Origin of the sequence: Massilimicrobiota sp. An134, assembly GCF_002160815.1 — a bacterium.
GTDB lineage: Bacteria > Bacillota_I > Bacilli_A > Erysipelotrichales > Coprobacillaceae > Allocoprobacillus > Allocoprobacillus merdigallinarum.
The window spans coordinates 1-17842 of record NZ_NFLH01000040.1 but is presented as its reverse complement, the minus strand read 5'-3'; the positions used below and the strand labels follow the sequence as shown (position 1 = coordinate 17842).

General features: G+C 33.6%; 21 protein-coding genes. 3 read left to right on the top strand and 18 right to left on the bottom strand.

The annotated features are described in order from the left end of the window. The first annotated feature begins 160 nt into the window (after positions 1-160). Positions 161-1516, top strand: coding sequence for an ISL3 family transposase (locus tag B5E79_RS11905; RefSeq protein WP_087298181.1), 1356 nt, complete (start codon positions 161-163; stop codon positions 1514-1516). Between the two features lie 128 nt (positions 1517-1644). Here B5E79_RS11905 and B5E79_RS11900 read toward each other — a convergent pair whose 3' ends face one another. The 4 genes from B5E79_RS11900 to trhA (B5E79_RS11885) all read right to left on the bottom strand — a co-directional run bounded on the left by B5E79_RS11900 (position 1645) and on the right by trhA (B5E79_RS11885) (position 4240). Continuing rightward, positions 1645-2112 carry a deoxycytidylate deaminase gene (locus B5E79_RS11900; protein ID WP_087244965.1) on the bottom strand — a complete coding sequence of 156 codons (468 nt, stop codon included), beginning with the start codon at positions 2110-2112 and terminating at the stop codon, positions 1645-1647. Between the two features lie 2 nt (positions 2113-2114). Beyond that, positions 2115-3035: an RluA family pseudouridine synthase gene (locus B5E79_RS11895; RefSeq protein WP_087298180.1), complete on the bottom strand. Its 921-nt coding sequence runs from the start codon at positions 3033-3035 to the stop codon at positions 2115-2117. Further along, positions 3011-3517, bottom strand: coding sequence for a signal peptidase II (gene lspA / locus B5E79_RS11890; RefSeq protein ID WP_087244963.1), 507 nt, complete (start codon positions 3515-3517; stop codon positions 3011-3013). Before lspA ends, B5E79_RS11895 begins: the two co-directional genes overlap by 25 nt. A 72-nt stretch (positions 3518-3589) precedes the next feature. Then, positions 3590-4240: a PAQR family membrane homeostasis protein TrhA gene (trhA, locus tag B5E79_RS11885; protein ID WP_087298179.1), complete on the bottom strand. Its 651-nt coding sequence runs from the start codon at positions 4238-4240 to the stop codon at positions 3590-3592. A 129-nt stretch (positions 4241-4369) separates the two neighbouring features. Here trhA (B5E79_RS11885) and B5E79_RS11880 point away from each other — a divergent pair, with 129 nt between their 5' ends. After that, positions 4370-4924: a DUF1836 domain-containing protein gene (locus B5E79_RS11880; RefSeq protein ID WP_087298178.1), complete on the top strand. Its 555-nt coding sequence runs from the start codon at positions 4370-4372 to the stop codon at positions 4922-4924. 38 nt (positions 4925-4962) lie between these two features. Here B5E79_RS11880 and trhA (B5E79_RS11875) read toward each other — a convergent pair whose 3' ends face one another. From trhA (B5E79_RS11875) to B5E79_RS11820, 13 genes are all read right to left on the bottom strand, one after another. Beyond that, positions 4963-5610, bottom strand: coding sequence for a PAQR family membrane homeostasis protein TrhA (gene trhA, locus B5E79_RS11875; protein WP_087244977.1), 648 nt, complete (start codon positions 5608-5610; stop codon positions 4963-4965). A 16-nt stretch (positions 5611-5626) separates the two neighbouring features. Continuing rightward, on the bottom strand, positions 5627-7384 hold the full coding sequence (locus tag B5E79_RS11870) for a MutS-related protein (RefSeq protein WP_087298177.1): 1758 nt from the start codon (positions 7382-7384) through the stop codon (positions 5627-5629). After that, positions 7381-7863 carry a GNAT family N-acetyltransferase gene (locus tag B5E79_RS11865; protein ID WP_087298176.1) on the bottom strand — a complete coding sequence of 161 codons (483 nt, stop codon included), beginning with the start codon at positions 7861-7863 and terminating at the stop codon, positions 7381-7383. The genes B5E79_RS11870 and B5E79_RS11865 overlap by 4 nt, the downstream gene beginning before the upstream one ends. A gap of 38 nt (positions 7864-7901) precedes the next feature. After that, positions 7902-8753, bottom strand: coding sequence for an undecaprenyl-diphosphate phosphatase (locus B5E79_RS11860; RefSeq protein WP_087298175.1), 852 nt, complete (start codon positions 8751-8753; stop codon positions 7902-7904). 251 nt (positions 8754-9004) lie between these two features. Then, positions 9005-9322: a cupin domain-containing protein gene (locus B5E79_RS11855; RefSeq protein ID WP_087298174.1), complete on the bottom strand. Its 318-nt coding sequence runs from the start codon at positions 9320-9322 to the stop codon at positions 9005-9007. A gap of 241 nt (positions 9323-9563) precedes the next feature. Beyond that, a complete protein-coding gene (locus B5E79_RS11850; RefSeq protein WP_206393199.1) occupies positions 9564-10916 on the bottom strand; it encodes a hypothetical protein in 1353 nt (450 codons plus the stop codon). Positions 10917-10938: 22 nt separating this feature from the next. Next, positions 10939-12060, bottom strand: a complete 1122-nt coding sequence (locus B5E79_RS11845; RefSeq protein ID WP_087298173.1) for an AAA family ATPase — start codon at positions 12058-12060, stop codon at positions 10939-10941. 10 nt (positions 12061-12070) lie between these two features. Further along, positions 12071-13399, bottom strand: a complete 1329-nt coding sequence (locus tag B5E79_RS11840; RefSeq protein WP_087298172.1) for a coiled-coil domain-containing protein — start codon at positions 13397-13399, stop codon at positions 12071-12073. A 2-nt stretch (positions 13400-13401) separates the two neighbouring features. Beyond that, positions 13402-13758, bottom strand: coding sequence for a hypothetical protein (locus B5E79_RS11835; protein ID WP_087298171.1), 357 nt, complete (start codon positions 13756-13758; stop codon positions 13402-13404). Between the two features lie 4 nt (positions 13759-13762). After that, positions 13763-15460 carry a cation diffusion facilitator family transporter gene (locus tag B5E79_RS11830; protein ID WP_087298170.1) on the bottom strand — a complete coding sequence of 566 codons (1698 nt, stop codon included), beginning with the start codon at positions 15458-15460 and terminating at the stop codon, positions 13763-13765. A 169-nt stretch (positions 15461-15629) separates the two neighbouring features. Beyond that, positions 15630-16148, bottom strand: coding sequence for a DDE-type integrase/transposase/recombinase (locus B5E79_RS13705; protein WP_255376362.1), 519 nt, complete (start codon positions 16146-16148; stop codon positions 15630-15632). After that, the gene (locus B5E79_RS14065; RefSeq protein WP_479684572.1) at positions 16094-16483 is read right to left on the bottom strand and encodes an IS3 family transposase; all 390 of its coding nucleotides are present in this window, start codon (positions 16481-16483) and stop codon (positions 16094-16096) included. The genes B5E79_RS13705 and B5E79_RS14065 overlap by 55 nt, the downstream gene beginning before the upstream one ends. A gap of 68 nt (positions 16484-16551) precedes the next feature. Further along, on the bottom strand, positions 16552-16842 hold the full coding sequence (locus tag B5E79_RS11820; RefSeq protein WP_087298169.1) for a hypothetical protein: 291 nt from the start codon (positions 16840-16842) through the stop codon (positions 16552-16554). Between the two features lie 76 nt (positions 16843-16918). Here B5E79_RS11820 and B5E79_RS13350 point away from each other — a divergent pair, with 76 nt between their 5' ends. After that, positions 16919-17200 (top strand): hypothetical protein, encoded by a 282-nt coding sequence (locus B5E79_RS13350; RefSeq protein ID WP_129739659.1) that lies wholly within the window; start codon positions 16919-16921, stop codon positions 17198-17200. Positions 17201-17417: 217 nt separating this feature from the next. Here B5E79_RS13350 and B5E79_RS11815 read toward each other — a convergent pair whose 3' ends face one another. Beyond that, complete coding sequence (locus B5E79_RS11815) at positions 17418-17603, bottom strand: helix-turn-helix domain-containing protein (RefSeq protein ID WP_201751298.1); 186 nt, start codon at positions 17601-17603, stop codon at positions 17418-17420. Between the last annotated feature and the right edge of the window lie 239 nt (positions 17604-17842).

Below are 17842 nucleotides of genomic sequence, written 5' to 3'. Positions count from 1 at the left end.
GGTATATTAAATAATCGCGGGGTAAACCTTAACCTTTAATTTTATTACGGGGTTTGCCTTTTTCTGCTTTAATTTCTAAATGGGGTAATTTCATAATAAAAAGAAACCTCCTGATATAATATATGTTTGCAGACATTTATATCTTGAAAGGAGGTTCCTCATGAACGATTTTATCATTAAACTTCTTGATTTAAAAGAAAAAGATTTGGATTTTATTGAATCTATTACCAAAACTGAATCTTCTGATTTTATTATTATTCTTAAAAGATCTATTCAGGTTTGTCCTCATTGTGGTTCTTTAACCGATAGAATTAAAGATTATAAAATCAGAAAATTAAATCATAAAGTTTTAATTCATTCTCATTCTTTTATTTTCTATAAACAACGTCGTTATTGCTGCAAGGACTGTGGCAAGTCCTTCGTTGAATATTCTCCCTTTACTGGTACCAGACATATCCTTACTGCTTCTACTGTTATCAATATTCTTAATGATTTGAAACCTTACACTTCTACATTTTCTTCTGTAGCTAAAAAATATGGTGTTTCTGTTTCTACTGTTGTCGATATCTTCGATAGACATGTTCAAATCAAAAGAAAAACTCTTACTCATATCCTCTGTTTTGATGAATTCTATTTCAACAGACATGCAAAAAAGAAATATGCTTTTATGATTATGGATTTTTCTAAAAAATATATTATTGATATTGTGGAATCTAGATGGAGTGAAGATCTTTATGACTATTTCTTCCACATTCCTCTTGAAGAACGAAATCAAGTTAAATATATCATTATAGATATGTATTCTAATTATAAGTTCATTATTCATAATTTTTTTAAAAGTGCTATTATCTGTGTTGATCCTTTTCATGTAGTCAAAAAAGTTAATGATTCATTGAATCAGGTAAGAAAAAGAATCATGAAGAAGTATTCTACTGATGAACTTAAAAATTCTGTAGATTACAAACTTCTTAAAAGCAGATATTATATTATTCTTAAAAATGAAGACAGTTTAAACTTTGAAAAATTCTACTATGATAGAGTTTTAGGACATACAACAACTGAACTAGGCTTAAAGGAAAGAATCCTTCAAATTAATCCTATACTCAATGAAGCCTATAAAATAAAAGAAGAATACATCAACTTCAATAATGAAAATCAGGAGACATTTGATATAGATAAAAAAACAAAAGAATTCGATTCATTAATAAAAAGAATGAAATTATCAAATATACAGGAGATGATTGAATGTGCAAAGACACTCACAAACCGGAAACAGGAGATATTAAATTCATTTCATTGGTATGATGGAAGAAGACTTTCAAACGGACCTATAGAAGGAAAGAATAACTATATAAAGAAAATTATAAGTAATGCAAATGGATTAAGCAATTTTAAAAGAGCCAGGAACAAATTCATTTATTCACAAAACCAATATGAAAAATATCTAATAAATGAAAATAAAGAAAGTATTAAAAGAATAGGTAATTATAGAGGAAAATATAAAAAAAGGAAATAAAATAATGAATGTCTGCAATTTCCTTTAAAATAAAAGTGGGGTGTTTCTGCCCCACAATTTTTTTAAAGCTTTTTTATAAAACCCCGCGATTATTTAAAGCGCCAAAACAATATAACTCAGCTTTTTTATTAATCTTTAATCTCTATATCGAAGCGTTGCATTTTTTGATAGGCAACACCTGCAGCATCCAGCATACGCTTTGCAGCACGATCACTAGGTGTATCATTATATTTATCATCTTCGTAAATAATCTTTTGAATACCACTTTGAATAATAGCTTTCACACATTCATGACAAGGAAATAATGATACATAGATACGACATCCCTTAAGATTTTGAATACTATTTAAAATTGCATTTAACTCAGCATGAACAACATATGGATATTTTGTATCATACATATCCCCTTCTCGACTGTTCCAAGGAAATTCCGTATCCTCACATCCCCAAGGCAATCCATTATATCCAACACCTACGATTTTATTTTCAGGACTCACAATACAAGCCCCCACTTGTGTATTAGGATCTTTTGAACGATATGCTGATAATTTTGCAATTCCCATAAAATACTGATCCCAACTAATCACTTTAGACATTTTTATTCCCCCATTTCTTCTCTTAGTTGTGAAAGTTTATTTAAAAAGAAATCTGGTAACTCACTTTCAAAATATAATTCTTCATGTGTTCGCGGATGAATAAATCCTAAAATTTTAGCATGTAAATATTGACCATGACTTGTATCATCACGTCTAAGTCCATATTGTGGATCACCATATACAGGATGTCCAATATATTGCATATGAACACGAATTTGATGTGTACGTCCAGTTTCTAAACGACATTCAACCAAACTCATATCACGAAAACGTTCAATCACTTTAAAATTTGTGATTGCTTCCTTGGCATTTTTATCAGTACAAGTCATTTTCTGGCGATCACGAGGATCACGTCCAATAGGTGCTTCAATTCGTCCAAACTCATGAGGAATCAAACCATGAACTAATGCATAGTAACGTCTTGTAACTGTATGCTCCTGTAACTGCTCACTTAAACTTTGATGTGCCAAATCATTTTTTGCAACCATTAATAAACCACTTGTTTCCTTATCAATACGATGAACAATACCTGGTCGCATCACGCCATTAATACCTGATAAATCTTGACAATGATATAATAAAGCATTCACAAGAGTTCCTGAATAAATACCTGCTGATGGATGAACAATCATACCACTTGGTTTGTTGACCACAATGACATCCTGATCTTCATAAACAATATCAAGTGGAATATTCTCTGGTAATATATCTGTATTTTCTGGTTCAGGAATAGATACACAACAAATATCTCCTATTTCGGCTTTATAACTTGATTTAACAATGACATCATTCACAGTCACATTTTGTTGACGAATTAATTGTTGAATCTGTGTTCTTGACATATCTTTCAAATAACCAGACAACAATTTATCCAGCCTTTGACCTTTATGTTCTTCATCTACTGTGATTTTGATAGTTTCCATGCTTTATACTCCTCTATACATATTTCTAAGATGACTAACGCCATACCAATAGTAATCGCCATATCAGCAACATTAAAAATAGGAAAATTATATCCAAAAATAATAAAATCAATAAAATCTCTTACATATCCAAAGGCAATACGATCAATTAAATTGCCAATTGATCCCCCAAAAACAAGTACCAATCCAAAACGTGTCAATTTTTGATAGGGTTCAGATTTGATAAAATAATAAACAATTCCAATCGCAGCAACTATCCATACAATCACGAATAGATTTATTTTACCTGCCAACATTCCCCAGGCTGCCCCTGTATTATGTGTATATGTAAAATAAAAGAAATTATCTATAATGGAATAACTACCTCCTAGAGATAATGTATGATCAACAATGATTTTTGTCACCTGATCTCCAATAACAATGACCAAAAAGGTCAAAACATATAATATCATAGTCTGATATGTTAATTTTAATTTTTTCATTCTTTTATCACCAGTTCCTATTATAAGCAAAAATGACATATAAAGCAAAGAAAAAAAGCATAGATATGCTTTTTATAAAATAAAAATAACAATTGCCAGATAATGAAATACTGAACCCATAATGACAAATATATGGAAAAGTTCATGAAAGCCAAAATCTTTCGTTAAATTAGGTTTTTTAAAAATATAAATAAAAGCACCAATAGAATATGCAATACCACCACAGGCAATTAAGAACAAACAAGGTAAAGGAATACCTCTAAATGATTGAAAATCAAATAAGATAGACCATCCTAAAATCAAATAAATAGCTGTTGCAACTGCACGAGGTGCATTTAACCAACAGATTTTTAAAATAATTCCAATAATAGCAACACTCCACAAAACAGCAAGAAAATAATATGAATGAGGCGCAGGCATACATGCAATAACAACTGGAGTATAAGTTCCAACTATTAATACATAGATCATTGAATGGTCTAATTTTCTTAAAATCGTTTTTATTCTTTGACTGCCACTAAAAAAATGATAAATTGAACTGGCACTATATAAAGCAATCAATGATATGCCAAAAATGATTCCAGCACATAAAACAGCCGGTGACGTATCTTTCTGTATTCCAATAAAAATCATAATCAATAAACCAATAAAAGATAAGCATGCCCCTATAAAATGAGTTTCACTGCTAATAGGATCCATAGCTTTCTGAAACAACTTTCTCACAATATCAACTCCTTTATATGTAGTATTTAATACTACTTTATACATCTATTATATTTTATTTTAACCATTTGTCAACGAGATATTGTTATTTTGTATAAATTCATGTATAGTTATTTATGAGGTGAGTTTATGAACAATGAAAAATTAGATATGATTTTAGATCAGATTGAAAACATGAGTCATTTAAAATCGGAAGATATACCTTCTCTTGATTTGTATATGGATCAAATTATGACTTTATTTGATATTAATCTTGCTGATAATAAGCGACATGATAATGATAAGCTTCTAACCAAAACAATGATTAATAATTATTCTAAAGAAGGATTATTAAAACCTATCAAAGGAAAGAAATATACAAAAAATCATATTTTACAAATGTTATTTATTTATTCACTAAAAAATACTATTTCTATCCAGGAAATCAAAAAGATTTTACAGCCTTTCCATGATCATATGGAAGAAATTGAACCCATTTATAATAATTATTTAAACATACAAAAAGAGTTATCTCATGATGTGACAGTTTCTATTCAAAACTTAATTAAAAATCAACACATAGATTTAGATAACTCTTACCAACTTGTTTTCATTTTATTATTAATCTGTTCTTTAAGTAATCAATATAAAATGATTGCCGAAAGAATACTTGATACTTTTTATGAAACAAATGAAGAAAAATAACCCCAAAGACAAGCCAAAGCTCTGTCCTGGGGTTTTTATTACATGAGAAAAACAATTGCTATAAAATGTAAAATACTTGCGCAATTAATGAATAAATGCCAGACAAAATGAAAATATTTTTTATGCTTAGCATAGAAGAAAACACCTACGGAATACATGATTCCACCCATAACAATAAAAAACAAAAACCAGAAAGAAGAATGAATAAGAAATGGAATAAAGATAATGGCTATCCATCCCATGACTAAATAAATAGTCGTAGATAAAACGGGAAAAGATCGTTTCGCAATAGCTTTCAATAAAATTCCAGCTAAAACTGCAGACCATTGAATAACTAAAATTAAAATACCAACCCAGCCTTGAACGACACATAAAGCTACGGGTGTATAACTTCCAGCAATCGCTAAATAGATGCAGATATGATCTAATTTTCTAAAGACATATTTCTGTTTAGAATCATAAGCCATACTATGATATATTGTTGAAATCAAAAACATTAAAAATAAACAAATAACAAAAATAGAAACACCTACACTACGAACAACTCCACCTTTAATATATGAATATACAGCTACAAAAGGCAAGGATAATAAACATAGTAAAGCCATCACACCATGACTGACAGCATTTCCAACCTCTTCGCCAAAAGTTAATTTAAACATATCTTTCATTGTTTTTTCTTTCATTTCCATTAACCCCCTATCAATCAAGAATACCAACCTGTTTTAATAAGAATTGCCCATTGCTTGATTTTGATATGCCTTTTTTGATTTTATAATCAAAATATATGTGTTCATCTTCATAGTATTCATCAAAATGATAATTCTGTTTTTTTAGCTGACCTAGTTCTAAATCATGCGTTGTTAAAAAGGTATAAGCATAAGGTAAGGATAACTTTTCAATCGTTGCTTTTGCTCCGGCAATACGATCCAAAGAGTTTGTTCCTTTAAAAATCTCATCAATAAAACAAATCATTGGTTGTTTCTTATGAGAATATTCAATCATTTCCTTAATACGTAAAAGTTCTCCATAAAAAGTAGAAATACCTTCTTCCACATTATCTTTCACACGCATCGAGGTCATAATATGCATTGGAAAACAGCTCATATTTTTAGCAAAAACAAATCCCCCGGCATATGCTAAAATTAAATTTAAAGCAATAGTTCGCATAAATGTTGTTTTTCCAGACATGTTAGAACCTGTAATCACACATAAAGATTCCTGCATTTCAAAATCATTTCCAACAACATGATAAGGATCGATTAAAGGATGACGCAAATCATGGAATGATAATGTTTTCTGTTTCTGAATATCGGGCAAGACAACATCAAACTGATCCACTTTTAAAATTGCCAAGCTCATTAATGCTTCTATATGCGCTAAACTTTCAAACCATTTTGGAACAGCATGACTATATTGCTTGAGCCACTTGGCATATTGATATTGAATATAATAATCAAATAATCCTAAACCATTTAAAAATAGAAAAGCAAAAATATTTTGACGATAGATAACCTTTTGACTTATACGCGAAAGTTGTAAAATAGCCTTTATAGCATCCTCTTGATGCGTTATATTTGATTGTAATGATTTTAGATAAGATGAAGAAAATGAGTTGTTCACAATTTGTGCATAACTCTGTGCATAACTTTCCAAACCTGTGGATAAGTATGCAATTGGTTCAAACATTTCCTGATGATAACGATATTTTAAAAACGTAATACACAATTGTAAAACGACTCCTACTTCCAATATGGCTTGACTATATGGTGTGCCCCATCCAAAACAGACACAAATCAAACTACAGCAGATAATCAAAGGTATAATAAATAAAAATCGTAATAATGTTGGAATGGACTGATTTTGAATATATGCCATCCATTTTTCAATGCCATTCTTTTTTTGTTCTGGAATCATTGAACCTAATGTTTCTAATCGAACAACAAATTCTGGCATATCTGCCAATTCTTTAACTGCTTTTTGACGTTCCATCATTTGATCATAGCTGCTATCCTGAATCAGATAATCTGCTAATTGCTTTTTCCCTTGTTGGGTAAATGCTACACAAATCATCTGATATAATGAATTTTGACCTAAAACATCCAAATCAAGGCTTTTATAGTCCTGATCACTTAAAAAAGCCTCTCCATTCTCTTCGAATTCTTTCCATTTCCCCTCTTTTCTATCAATATGACGCTTATATGTTTTCAAAAGGGATTGGATATAAAGATCTTGTTTTTTATAACGATTATGAATGATAACCACGCCTATAAATCCAATAAAGAAAATTCCTGCTAAAACATAGCCAATGTTTTGCCAATAATATCCCAATAATAACAATACAATCATCACGCAAAAAAAGACAAGTCTTAACACAGCAAACATATTGCAATAACGATGAATATATTGACTCTCTTTTTTTGTATTCATATATTCTTTTTCAAAATCAATAAAACTCATAATACCTCCATAGACTGTTTTTCAAATATTACAACTTCTTCATGACCCCAATATGAACGAGCTATTTCTTTAAAGCCCATAGCTTGCCAAAAAGCCTTTCCGTTTTTATTTTGAGATAAACAAGCTAGCTGTATCGTATATTGAGAATAATTTTGACATAATCTTTGAATAATTCTTTGACCATAATGATGATGCCATAAGCTTTCTTCTACTAGAAACAAACCAATCCATAAATACGACTGATCATGTTTCATAGAAAAACGATAGCCAAGCATATAATCTATATAAGCAATCATTGTTTGATGTTCATATATTTTATAGTGAAAATGATTTCTTTCATCAAACCCCTCAGGCCCCAACATATCCTGATTAATATAATCATAAGTTATTTCTTGAACATCCAATGAAAAATACGTTCTTTGACGCAAATAAAACTGATAAAGTTCTTCATCACATGAATGCACTAACTGATACTTCATATTTCCTCCATACAAAGAAAAACACGACAGAAATCGTGTTATCCTAAAAACATAAAATATACAAGAACTATGATACCTAAAACAATACGATACCATCCAAAAACTTTAAAGTCATGTTTTTTAATATAACTCATTAAAAACTTAATAACAAATACAGAAACAACAAAGGCGACAACCATACCAACAATAAGAATTGTTGCTTCCTGCATTGTAAAAGACAGACCAAATTTAACAATCTTTAATAGTGAAGCTCCAAACATAACTGGAATCGCTAAAAAGAATGTAAACTCAGCTGCAACGGTTCTAGATACGCCTAATAATAAAGCTCCTACAATCGTTGCACCTGAACGTGATGTTCCAGGGAAAATCGCTGCAATCAGCTGAAATACACCAATCAGTAAAGCTGTCTGAATTGTAATATTTCGTAATGAATGGATGCGACTATGTTGATGCGCATTTCTATTTTCAATCACAATAAACGCAATCCCAAAAACAATCAATGCTATAGATACTGTCTGATAATTATAGAACATTGCTTCTAGTTGTTCATCAAAGAGTACCCCAACGACTGCTGCTGGAATACAGGCTACTAATATTTTAATCCATAAGACAACCTTATCAACTTTTACATAAGATAATAAACCATCTTTAGCTAATGGATATGGATTGTCTTTTTTTCCAAAAGGAAAAAAATCATTCCAAAACAAAATAACAACAGCCATAATTGCACCCAACTGAATGACAACCTGAAACAAACTATAAAATTCTGGACTTACATCCAATTTAATAAATTCATCAAGTAAAATCATATGTCCTGTACTGCTGATAGGAAGCCATTCTGTCACACCTTCTACAATACCGAACAATATCGCTTTTAATATTTCAATCATTATTAACCCTCCTGATTGATTGTCTACTTGTATTACTATATATGAAATATACTCTTTTGTATATGCTTTTTGATAAAAATAATTATTTTCATCTATCTTTTTCTATAGATTTCGACTCAAAAGTACGACACTTTCAATATGGCTTGATACGATAGGCTGAATGTCCTTGCTATTTTTACGAGCAAGGGAACATATCCACAGCCTTTTTCGTTGTTTAGTCGTTTGTGGAAACATATCCATAAAACTGGAATTTAGCAGTTTGGCGCCGGTGCTTTAACAACAATAAACTCCAGCGTTTCTTCAGAAACATTTTTTAAGTTCATTTTTGTATGGAATGGAACTTTTAATACTGTTCCTGCCTGATATTCATGTGTTTCCTGTTCATTCAAAGTCGCTGATAATGTTCCGCGAACAACTGTAATATACACACTTTTTGCATTTGAAAAATGCTCTGGCAGACATTCACCCTTATTCAAGATCATATGCATATAGTGTATATTTTCATCAATAATTACCTTTTCAACTGTTTTTTCATTTCCTTGTGTTAATTTAAAAATTTGTTCAATCATATTTTTCCGTCTCCCTTTGTGTTTCATCAACTCTGTAAATTCATATTTTCCGCTTACGCTACAGACGGGTCGAAATCCTCGTCCGTACACTTACGGATGATTCTCTTTGTTTTTTCAATAGGTAGAGGCACATTTTCTTCACTGAAATACTCAATATTCACTACCTCTACAACCGCCTCATGGTTATCCTTACCTGCAGGCACAAGCACGAAGTCACCAATTTCAATGCTATCATCATCTGTCAGATAATAATAACTCTTGTATCCCTCATCAAAGGTAACGCTGCAGAAAATGTATTCCGATTTGCGGCGTTTTGCCTTGCCGTAAACCGATGGATCGAGAACCTCCCCCCCAATCCATAAAATCTTATAAACTCAAATACCGTCTCTGCAAAATCCGCAAAATCCTCCGGCAGACCATTTTTATCATAGTTGCCTTCGATAACACGCTGTGGACTCTTTTTGTAATCGATGGTAATTTTATAATCCTTGGTTTCGTTTGGAGTATCTATCACATCGTCGGGATTCCCTTCAATGTGTGAAAACAAATCCTCTGCATTGAAATTTTCAAGCAGACTTTCAATTCCTCCTTCAATTTCATACTTACGAGAAACCTTATAGCCAGACCCTATATTTTGGATGTGTTCAAGGGTTTCTGTTTCTCTGTCAATAATTAGGTGCTCTGTGTAATCCCATGTAACAAATTCCCAGGTTGCTCCTTCCGGCACTTCCTTAGGTTTTATTTTTGTGACTCTGTGGTAGTCCAATGCGATTCTGTTTATCACATCCGGTTTGCAATTTCCATCAAAGACATACAAACCATCCATACCAACAGTATCACGTACAAGGTCAGATAAATCGATGCCCTCATAGTCAAAATCAGCACACAGCGAACCACGGAATTTATAAACTGTTCCCTCGGTATTTGTTAGTTCCATCTCCCAATTGCCAATATCTGTAGCAAAAATTTCATCGTATTCGTTACCAAAATAAGCTGCAATTGCACAGAGTAATCTGTCAGTAGCAACTTTTTCAATTTTAAAATTCTTATTTCGTGCTTTTTCGTATCTTTCTCCACTGTGGCCAAAGTTATATCCGGAAAACCAAACGCGACCTTCATCATTGATGGTAAGGTGTTGTTCCACTTCATCATTAGGATCCGGCATGGGACCGTAACAGATATTATTTGATACAATACGCATCTTTTTCAGTGTGCCTTGGAAAATAAATGGATTCTCTCCAGAAAGAAGTGCCAATCGGCTTAACGCCAGAATAAACCACGCTCGGTTTTGGGAATCCAATATTTCTGCTGCGTCATACGCCCAATGGTTGAAATATCTCCATTGAGAATAAATTGCAGACCCAAGCAGGGGGATGTCTGTGACATCATCAATGATTCTGTCCAGAGCCTCATAGTTGTTTGCTGCCTGTCCATATCTTTCAGAAAAAGCGTGGCCACAGTCCATCTCAAAACCAAGAGCAGCACAATCATCAGCCATAAAGTGGTCAACCAAATCTATGTAATTAATGTTCTGATCACGAAATTTATCGCACCATTTGACAGCGAAATCGTGTATCTGTTTCATATCAGCCACTGTGGTCACTCCCTTCTTAATCTTAATTATCGTTGCATCCGTTTTTCGTGGTAAATATAAAGTCTACCGCTTTAATCGTAGACAGTTCTTCACTCCCTGGATTTGCAGTATTGATTACTCGTCTTGCATGATTCATAACCAAATCATCATAAAGATTTCTTACCAACCTACCATTTGCGAAGTACTCATCCTTTGATGCAGTCTGTTGTTCGAAATACAAATGTATTTTTTCTTTAGCTTCATCATCCAAGACATAATCGTTATTTTTACACATGGAAAGAAGTATCTTGTCCAACTCAATAGAATTATAGTCATCGAACTCAATAAAGGTGTTGAAACGAGATTTTAAGCCAGGATTGGACTCAAAAAACTTATTCATAGGCTCTGTGTATCCCGCAACAATCACCACCAAATCATCTCTATAATCTTCTAAGGCTTTTGTCAGCTCCGTTAAACATTCCCTGCCATAAGAATCAGAATGGTCATTTTCCGTGATGCTATAGGCTTCATCAATGAACAACACCCCACCTTTGGCTTGTTCAATTACTTTTTTCACTTTAAGTGCTGTCTGCCCTTGGTATCCGGCAATGAGGTCTGTTCTCGAAACTTCAACAAAATGTCCTTTTGAAAGCAAGCCAATTTGTTTGTAAATTCTACCCACAATTCTGGCAACTGTTGTTTTTCCTGTTCCAGGGTTTCCTGTAAAAGCAAGATGTAATGTGTTTTTAGCGGAATGAAGATTTTTCTCTCTACGCATCTCCTGCACCTTTTGATACACAATTAAATCTTGGACTTTATCCTTTACTTTTTCCAATCCAACAAGAGCGTTTAATTCATCCAACAAGTCTTCGATAGTTCTTGTATCATCATCTTCATCCGAAACAGGTTTGCAAATACTCTGAATAGTGGAATAACCATAAAATTCAATCAGGTTGGAATTAACAACCTGTGCCGCACGTTTAACCTCTATTTTATATTTCGGATTATCAACAGCTTCTGATATCTTTTTGAGCAAAGCGATGGTGGCCGATTTACTACATTCTTCCACAATCACAGTTGCTAACTTTGTTATTTCACCACAAGCATCCGTAACGGCATCTAATTTCGATGCACTATTAATTAGTGCTTGACCATACTTGTCCATCATATCACCTTCATAGCAGAAGCAAAAGCAACTCGATTATTGCCAATCCTGCAGCCCCTCCGGCAATCCAATACGCATACTTAATCTTCTTTGTTAAAGACTCGATTGTATTGTTCGTTTCTTGAATAGATGCTGCAATTTTCGCCTCTACTTCTTCCTTATTTTTCTGAACAGAAGCAACAATGGCATCATTCTGCTTTTCCATCTCACTTAACTGTTCGGAATGTTCCTTTACAGTATTCCATGTACTGTCCACATCCTCCAAATGAGCCATACTATTGAACTTATTAACGCTCTCATCCAGATTCTTTAAAGTTTTTTCATTTGCTGATACACGGTCAGTTATTTCCTCAAGCTTCCGTGTTAACGCATCTAACCTACCAGTTTGTTCATCATCAATACGGTCAATTTCCTTCAAATGATGTTTCTGCTCTTCTGCGCAAGACCACAGTTTGTCCACATCCATCAAATGTTCAAGAGAAGATACTTTCTCTACAAAAACAAGCAATTTATTTATTTCCTCTTGATGCTTAGCGGCACCTTTTTTCAGTGCTTCGATATCACTACCGATATTTTTCAATGCCTCATGTGCGGTAATAAGGGACTCCCACATTTCATCGACATCTTGTAGATGCGTAATTTTTTCCAAAGCACTTGTAAATGATGTGACAGATTCCAACCTTTCTATCATCTGCGAGATTTGTACTGACAGGTCTCCGGTTTTCTTTTCAGCAGTAGACAATGCGCTCTTTAACGCCTCAAGTTTTTTATCGTTGTCTTTACCGTGTTCCGTAGCCGCAGAGATTTCCTTTGTAAGTGACGCCATATCTTGATGCCATTTTTGGCAGTCACCCCATATTTTGTCGATATCACCCAAGTGAGTGTATCCATCTAATTTCTGTTTGAACTTCTTGAGTTCTTCAAGTGTTTTACGCTGATTCTCTACAATCTTTTTAATCTGCTCTTGGGTTTTCTGAATCCCTTCACTTGTTTCTTCCGTAGCCTTAATGGAAATCAGAATAGCCTGGATATAATCCTTGTCCAAAGCCTCCAACGCACTATATACCTGTCCAAACTCCTTAATCAATTTGATTTGGGTATTATTGATGCTGTGCAGATGCGTTTGGATTTGTGACGTCAAATCATTTAATTCCTCACCTTTAACCAGGTGGTCTTTTCCGATTCCACGCCCGAAAAACCAATCACCCAAAAATTCGCCGACACCTTTGGAATCATCAACTCTTCTCAAATCTAAATCCGTTGTGGTTTGTTCAGAGAACTTCTTTATTTCCTTTTTGGCATTCTCAAAATCATGATACTGTATAACCAACTCGCTCATCTTTAATCCTCACTTATCATCTTATCTAATTCGGAAGAAATCTCATCGATTTCGTCATTCGTTTTTTCAGACACCTTAATGTTTTCACGAATCGTATCAACCGAATCTTTCATGACGGTGGCTGCACCTTCATGCCTGGAGTACATACTTCTCTTAACATCCTCATACACAGGCTCATCCTGGGCGATAATGATATCTTTTGAAGATTCACTGTTTTCTGTTTCGAACTTATCATCGAATTTTTTATGTTCGCAAGTCTCCTCGGATACTTTCTTTTTCTTATTATTCATGCAATAAAGCGTAGCGGCAACCGCCCCCACAACTAATCCGGCCCCTACAACATATAAAACCTTTTTCATATCCTTAGTCCTCCAATTCATCAAAAAGTTTATCAATATCATCGAAAGCATCATCAATGCTTTCATCCGTAGCACAATTCTTTCTTATGTTTTCGACTGAATCAGCCATCACATTAGCTGCCGCAACGTGTCGGTCATGAATATTTTGCGCCGTTGTTCCTTTGGTATGGTCGAGTTTCACCTCATGAACGGCCTGCAACTGATGCTGTGTTCTTAAGATTTCATTGCCTTTCTCTATCTGTGCATCGACATTGTCTCGTTTCATGCTCTTTTCAATCTGTTTCTCGATGATATTAATCGCTATCGCACCGATTATACCTGCGACAACAGCACCAAGGAAAATGCCCAAAATATTCGCCAAACTTCCAAGCAACGGAATCTCTACTGCGAAGATAGGGATGGTCATTAGACCTTTTTCGATTACTTCTCCAAGCACCATTACACCTATACCTGTCATGCCCGCAATTACAATCTTACCAACTTCCATCATCAGCCGTCCAATTGGCTTTCCTTTATTCGCAGGGTCTTTGATATATGCGATAGCATTTTTGAGGGAACTCCATCCCTGTTTCAGCATAATCCACACTTTCTTAATCGTTCCAACAATAGGACCTATAATAGCTGTTGCAACAGTGGTAAAAAGTGTGTTACCTGCATTAATCAGATGCTGCTTCATCTTTCCAATGAAGGAGTGAATTGCTTCTTTAAGGCTATCCAATAGAGTATCCAGAGCTTTCTTGGATGACTTGAACCATTTAACCATTTTGGCAACAATTTCTCTGACAAGCTCAGCCAACAACTGCATAAGCACCGCACGAAGAGCCTTTCCACCAATACGGAACGCTTCTTCTTTTCTTGATTTTTTGCCTGCCTCAATGGATTTTTGTTCTGCTTCTTTTTTCTGTTTTTCGTACTCTTCACGAGCCTCTGCATCCTTTTGACGCAATTTTGCTTCGTCTTCAGCACTAATATCAAAAATTTCGTCCGGCTTTTGACCACTTGAGTTTGGATTGTCAAGCCAGTCGGTCATAGACTTATCACCTTTTGAACGGTTGAGGCTTGAATCCATTTCATTAAGATTGGCATCACTATTTGCAAATGCAATCTGTTCATCTTTCGTCATATGGGCGTTAGCAGCTGGGTCTCTAATAATTTCTGCAGCCGAAACAGTGTGGTCCATATCCGTACGATTTTCCACAGAGCCTGTTGGGCGTCCTTCATCAAACGGTTTTCTTGCCCCTTTAACTAAAGTTGCTTCTTCTTTTCCAGATCTTGTTTGATGTATTACTACATTACCATTTTCGTCTTTTACAAAATTAGACTGCCAATCATCATATCTTTGCTGATAATCAATTTCAGTATTATGTGTGGCAATCTTGCCGTCTGCAAAATTCTCTGTAGTCTGAATATGTGCCTCTTTTCTCAAATAGAGATGAAGCCCTCTATTTTCTTTAATGAAATCTTCGCCCGCAGTAACCGCAACCTGGTTTATGAACTGCTCCCATACAACGTCCATGATGACATTCCCAAGATTATCGGGGTTTCCGATTTTCTCTTTTTCCTCTGCAAGGAACTGCATATCCGCAAGTTCCTCTTCCAATTGACTCTGAAGCTTTTCCTCTAACTCATCAAAATCAAAAGATTCCGTTAAATCCTCATTTAATTGTTCTTTTTTATCAAGAATAGCATTTTCCTTTGCCATGATTTTTTCGTCCTTTCAGTGTATTTTGAAAAAAGATATTGTCTTGTGGATTATCATTTTCCATGTGCTTACATCTCGGTAGACTTTTGATAATACCCAGTATACACCCTTATGTGTCCAAAATAACGGACTTAACCCTCTCTGGTACTATGTCAAGATTTCGGACAACTTAAATTACAGAATTTGTAATAAAAGATGTTTTATTTTGGTTAGTTTGTGCTAATCTGTATTTTTCCTCATATTTGTTAGGTGAATAATATTCACAATGAGAATGTATTCTACTTGTGTTGTAAAATCCTTCAATATATTCAAATACCAATTGATATGCTTCTTCATAATTCCTGATCTTATAGAAGTTTAACCACTCCCTCTTGATCAATGCATGAAACGATTCTATACACGCATTATCCCATGGTGTCCCTTTTCTTGAATAACTTCTTATAAATTCTTCAGTCATTTCCTGATATTGTATTGATGTATACTGTACACCTCTATCGCTTTGTATCACCAGTGGTTTTTTTACTTTTCTTCGCTCTTTCGCTTTTTCTATGCATTTTAGAATTTCATTTGCTTCCATTGTCTTGGTAAGCACCCATGATATTATTTTCCTTGAATACAGGTCCATCACGCTTGTCAGATAGACAAATCCCTCATCATATGTTTTATATAGGTAATATCTGTACACCATGCACAATCAGGTTTTTCCGGATTGAAATGTCTATTAAGCAAATTTTCCAGCTTTGAAGAAAAATCTACACTTATTGTCGTTTGAATGTATGGCTTAATGTATCTTGCCTTCCAGCTGTTATCTCTCATTATGGAATAAATATATCTTTGGCTGACTTTTTCTCCATTTTGATTGAGTATCTGCGTTATCTTGGGAGAACCATATATCTCATATGAATCCTTATAGATTTTCTCAACTTTTTTTGTTATTTTTTCTCTCCTTTGGCTTGTATGACTTGGTTTTCTGTTGATATAGTCATAATAACCTGATTTGCTGACATCCAACTTTTTTAGCACACTGGAAATTGAAATTGTTTGATCTTTCTTTTTTGAATCTCTAACAGTTTCATAGATGTCCTGCTTGTTTATTTTCCCAGTATGCCTATAGCCTTTTTTAAGACTTCTAACGCATCCTTTGTGTCTTTCAATTCTTTTTTGAGTCGAGCAATTTCTTTTGCATCATCACTTGAATAATTTCCACTTCCTCTCACAACAATTTCATTATCATTTTTCCTGTAGCTTTTCATCCATCCACCAATCGTTGTATCATGAACACCAAATCGTTTTGATATGCTTACATATGATTCATCTGGATGATCTAAGCAGTATTGAATCACTCCTTCTCTAAATTCCTTATCATAAATATGTTTTGCCATATGCTTTCCCTCTCATTCTGCTTGTTTTGCAATTCATATGACATTGTACCATTAATGATTTTCTCTGTCATTTACCTTGTACGGTTTTTATTCTACCATCAGTCATAAACTGGCAGTTATTGCAGTTGCTAATCGTATTGCCAGATATATCTATTCAATCATGAAAAACGAAAGCAGTTTTGTAATCATGCATGAAAATATCATGCGATTACCAGAAGAAACCCGAAATACGTTCTTCAATTCAATATCTTTAGATTTTCCAAAGAATACCAGAAAACAGATTTATCAATATTCTGATGTCAATGGTGAAATTCATCGCTTTGTTTATAAAAACGAAACGACCGAATCAATAGCTTAAAAAAGCAGAAAATCTAAAATGTAAGAGCTTTCAAAATATATATTTTGAAAAGTTGTTTTTAGTGTACCCAAAAATCCACTAAATACATCAAACAACATCGGATTGCTCCTCTCAATCAGGACAAACACTATTAAAATCAATTTTTTAAATTAATTATTGACATTTAATAGTTTGTCTTTTATCTCCATTCTAATAAGTTATTTTTTAACATACTCTATCATTCGATAGCACTCTTTCCGCTTTTTACCCATGCATCTAATTCAGAGGATTTAAACTTCCACTTCTTTCCGATTTTATGGGCAGGAATACCTGTGTCTTTTTTTATCCAGTCTCTAACTGTAATAGGCTTAACACCTAAATATTCTGCGGCTTCTTCAATGCCTATCCATTTGTCATTCATCATTTCATTCACTATTTTCACCTCGTCAAATGTTGATGGTTACAAAATTCCTTTTTATATTATATCACTATTTTCGACTGTTTTCAATAGGTTATATGATGTTTCTTGATGTTTTGTGATATTTCGTAAATTGAAAAACTAAATTCCATCCCTAAATCAATTTATATGGAATTTAATTTTACAAATCCAATGATAGAATTTAATTCTGCAAACTTTTATAATAATAGTGGGTATTCCTTCTA

Excerpts from the sequence above, each read along its gene's own strand:
- B5E79_RS11905 (WP_087298181.1), top strand. The coding sequence starts at position 161 with ATGAACGATTTTATCATTAAACTTCTTGATTTAAAAGAAAAAGATTTG.
- B5E79_RS11900 (WP_087244965.1), bottom strand. The coding sequence starts at position 2,112 with ATGTCTAAAGTGATTAGTTGGGATCAGTATTTTATGGGAATTGCAAAA.
- B5E79_RS11895 (WP_087298180.1), bottom strand. The coding sequence starts at position 3,035 with ATGGAAACTATCAAAATCACAGTAGATGAAGAACATAAAGGTCAAAGG.
- lspA (WP_087244963.1), bottom strand. The coding sequence starts at position 3,517 with ATGAAAAAATTAAAATTAACATATCAGACTATGATATTATATGTTTTG.
- B5E79_RS11880 (WP_087298178.1), top strand. The coding sequence starts at position 4,370 with ATGAACAATGAAAAATTAGATATGATTTTAGATCAGATTGAAAACATG.
- trhA (WP_087244977.1), bottom strand. The coding sequence starts at position 5,610 with ATGAAAGAAAAAACAATGAAAGATATGTTTAAATTAACTTTTGGCGAA.
- B5E79_RS11870 (WP_087298177.1), bottom strand. The coding sequence starts at position 7,384 with ATGAGTTTTATTGATTTTGAAAAAGAATATATGAATACAAAAAAAGAG.
- B5E79_RS11865 (WP_087298176.1), bottom strand. The coding sequence starts at position 7,863 with ATGAAGTATCAGTTAGTGCATTCATGTGATGAAGAACTTTATCAGTTT.
- B5E79_RS11860 (WP_087298175.1), bottom strand. The coding sequence starts at position 8,753 with ATGATTGAAATATTAAAAGCGATATTGTTCGGTATTGTAGAAGGTGTG.
- B5E79_RS11855 (WP_087298174.1), bottom strand. The coding sequence starts at position 9,322 with ATGATTGAACAAATTTTTAAATTAACACAAGGAAATGAAAAAACAGTT.
- B5E79_RS11845 (WP_087298173.1), bottom strand. The coding sequence starts at position 12,060 with ATGGACAAGTATGGTCAAGCACTAATTAATAGTGCATCGAAATTAGAT.
- B5E79_RS11840 (WP_087298172.1), bottom strand. The coding sequence starts at position 13,399 with ATGAGCGAGTTGGTTATACAGTATCATGATTTTGAGAATGCCAAAAAG.
- B5E79_RS11835 (WP_087298171.1), bottom strand. The coding sequence starts at position 13,758 with ATGAAAAAGGTTTTATATGTTGTAGGGGCCGGATTAGTTGTGGGGGCG.
- B5E79_RS11830 (WP_087298170.1), bottom strand. The coding sequence starts at position 15,460 with ATGGCAAAGGAAAATGCTATTCTTGATAAAAAAGAACAATTAAATGAG.
- B5E79_RS13705 (WP_255376362.1), bottom strand. The coding sequence starts at position 16,148 with ATGGTGTACAGATATTACCTATATAAAACATATGATGAGGGATTTGTC.
- B5E79_RS11820 (WP_087298169.1), bottom strand. The coding sequence starts at position 16,842 with ATGGCAAAACATATTTATGATAAGGAATTTAGAGAAGGAGTGATTCAA.
- B5E79_RS11815 (WP_201751298.1), bottom strand. The coding sequence starts at position 17,603 with ATGATGAATGACAAATGGATAGGCATTGAAGAAGCCGCAGAATATTTA.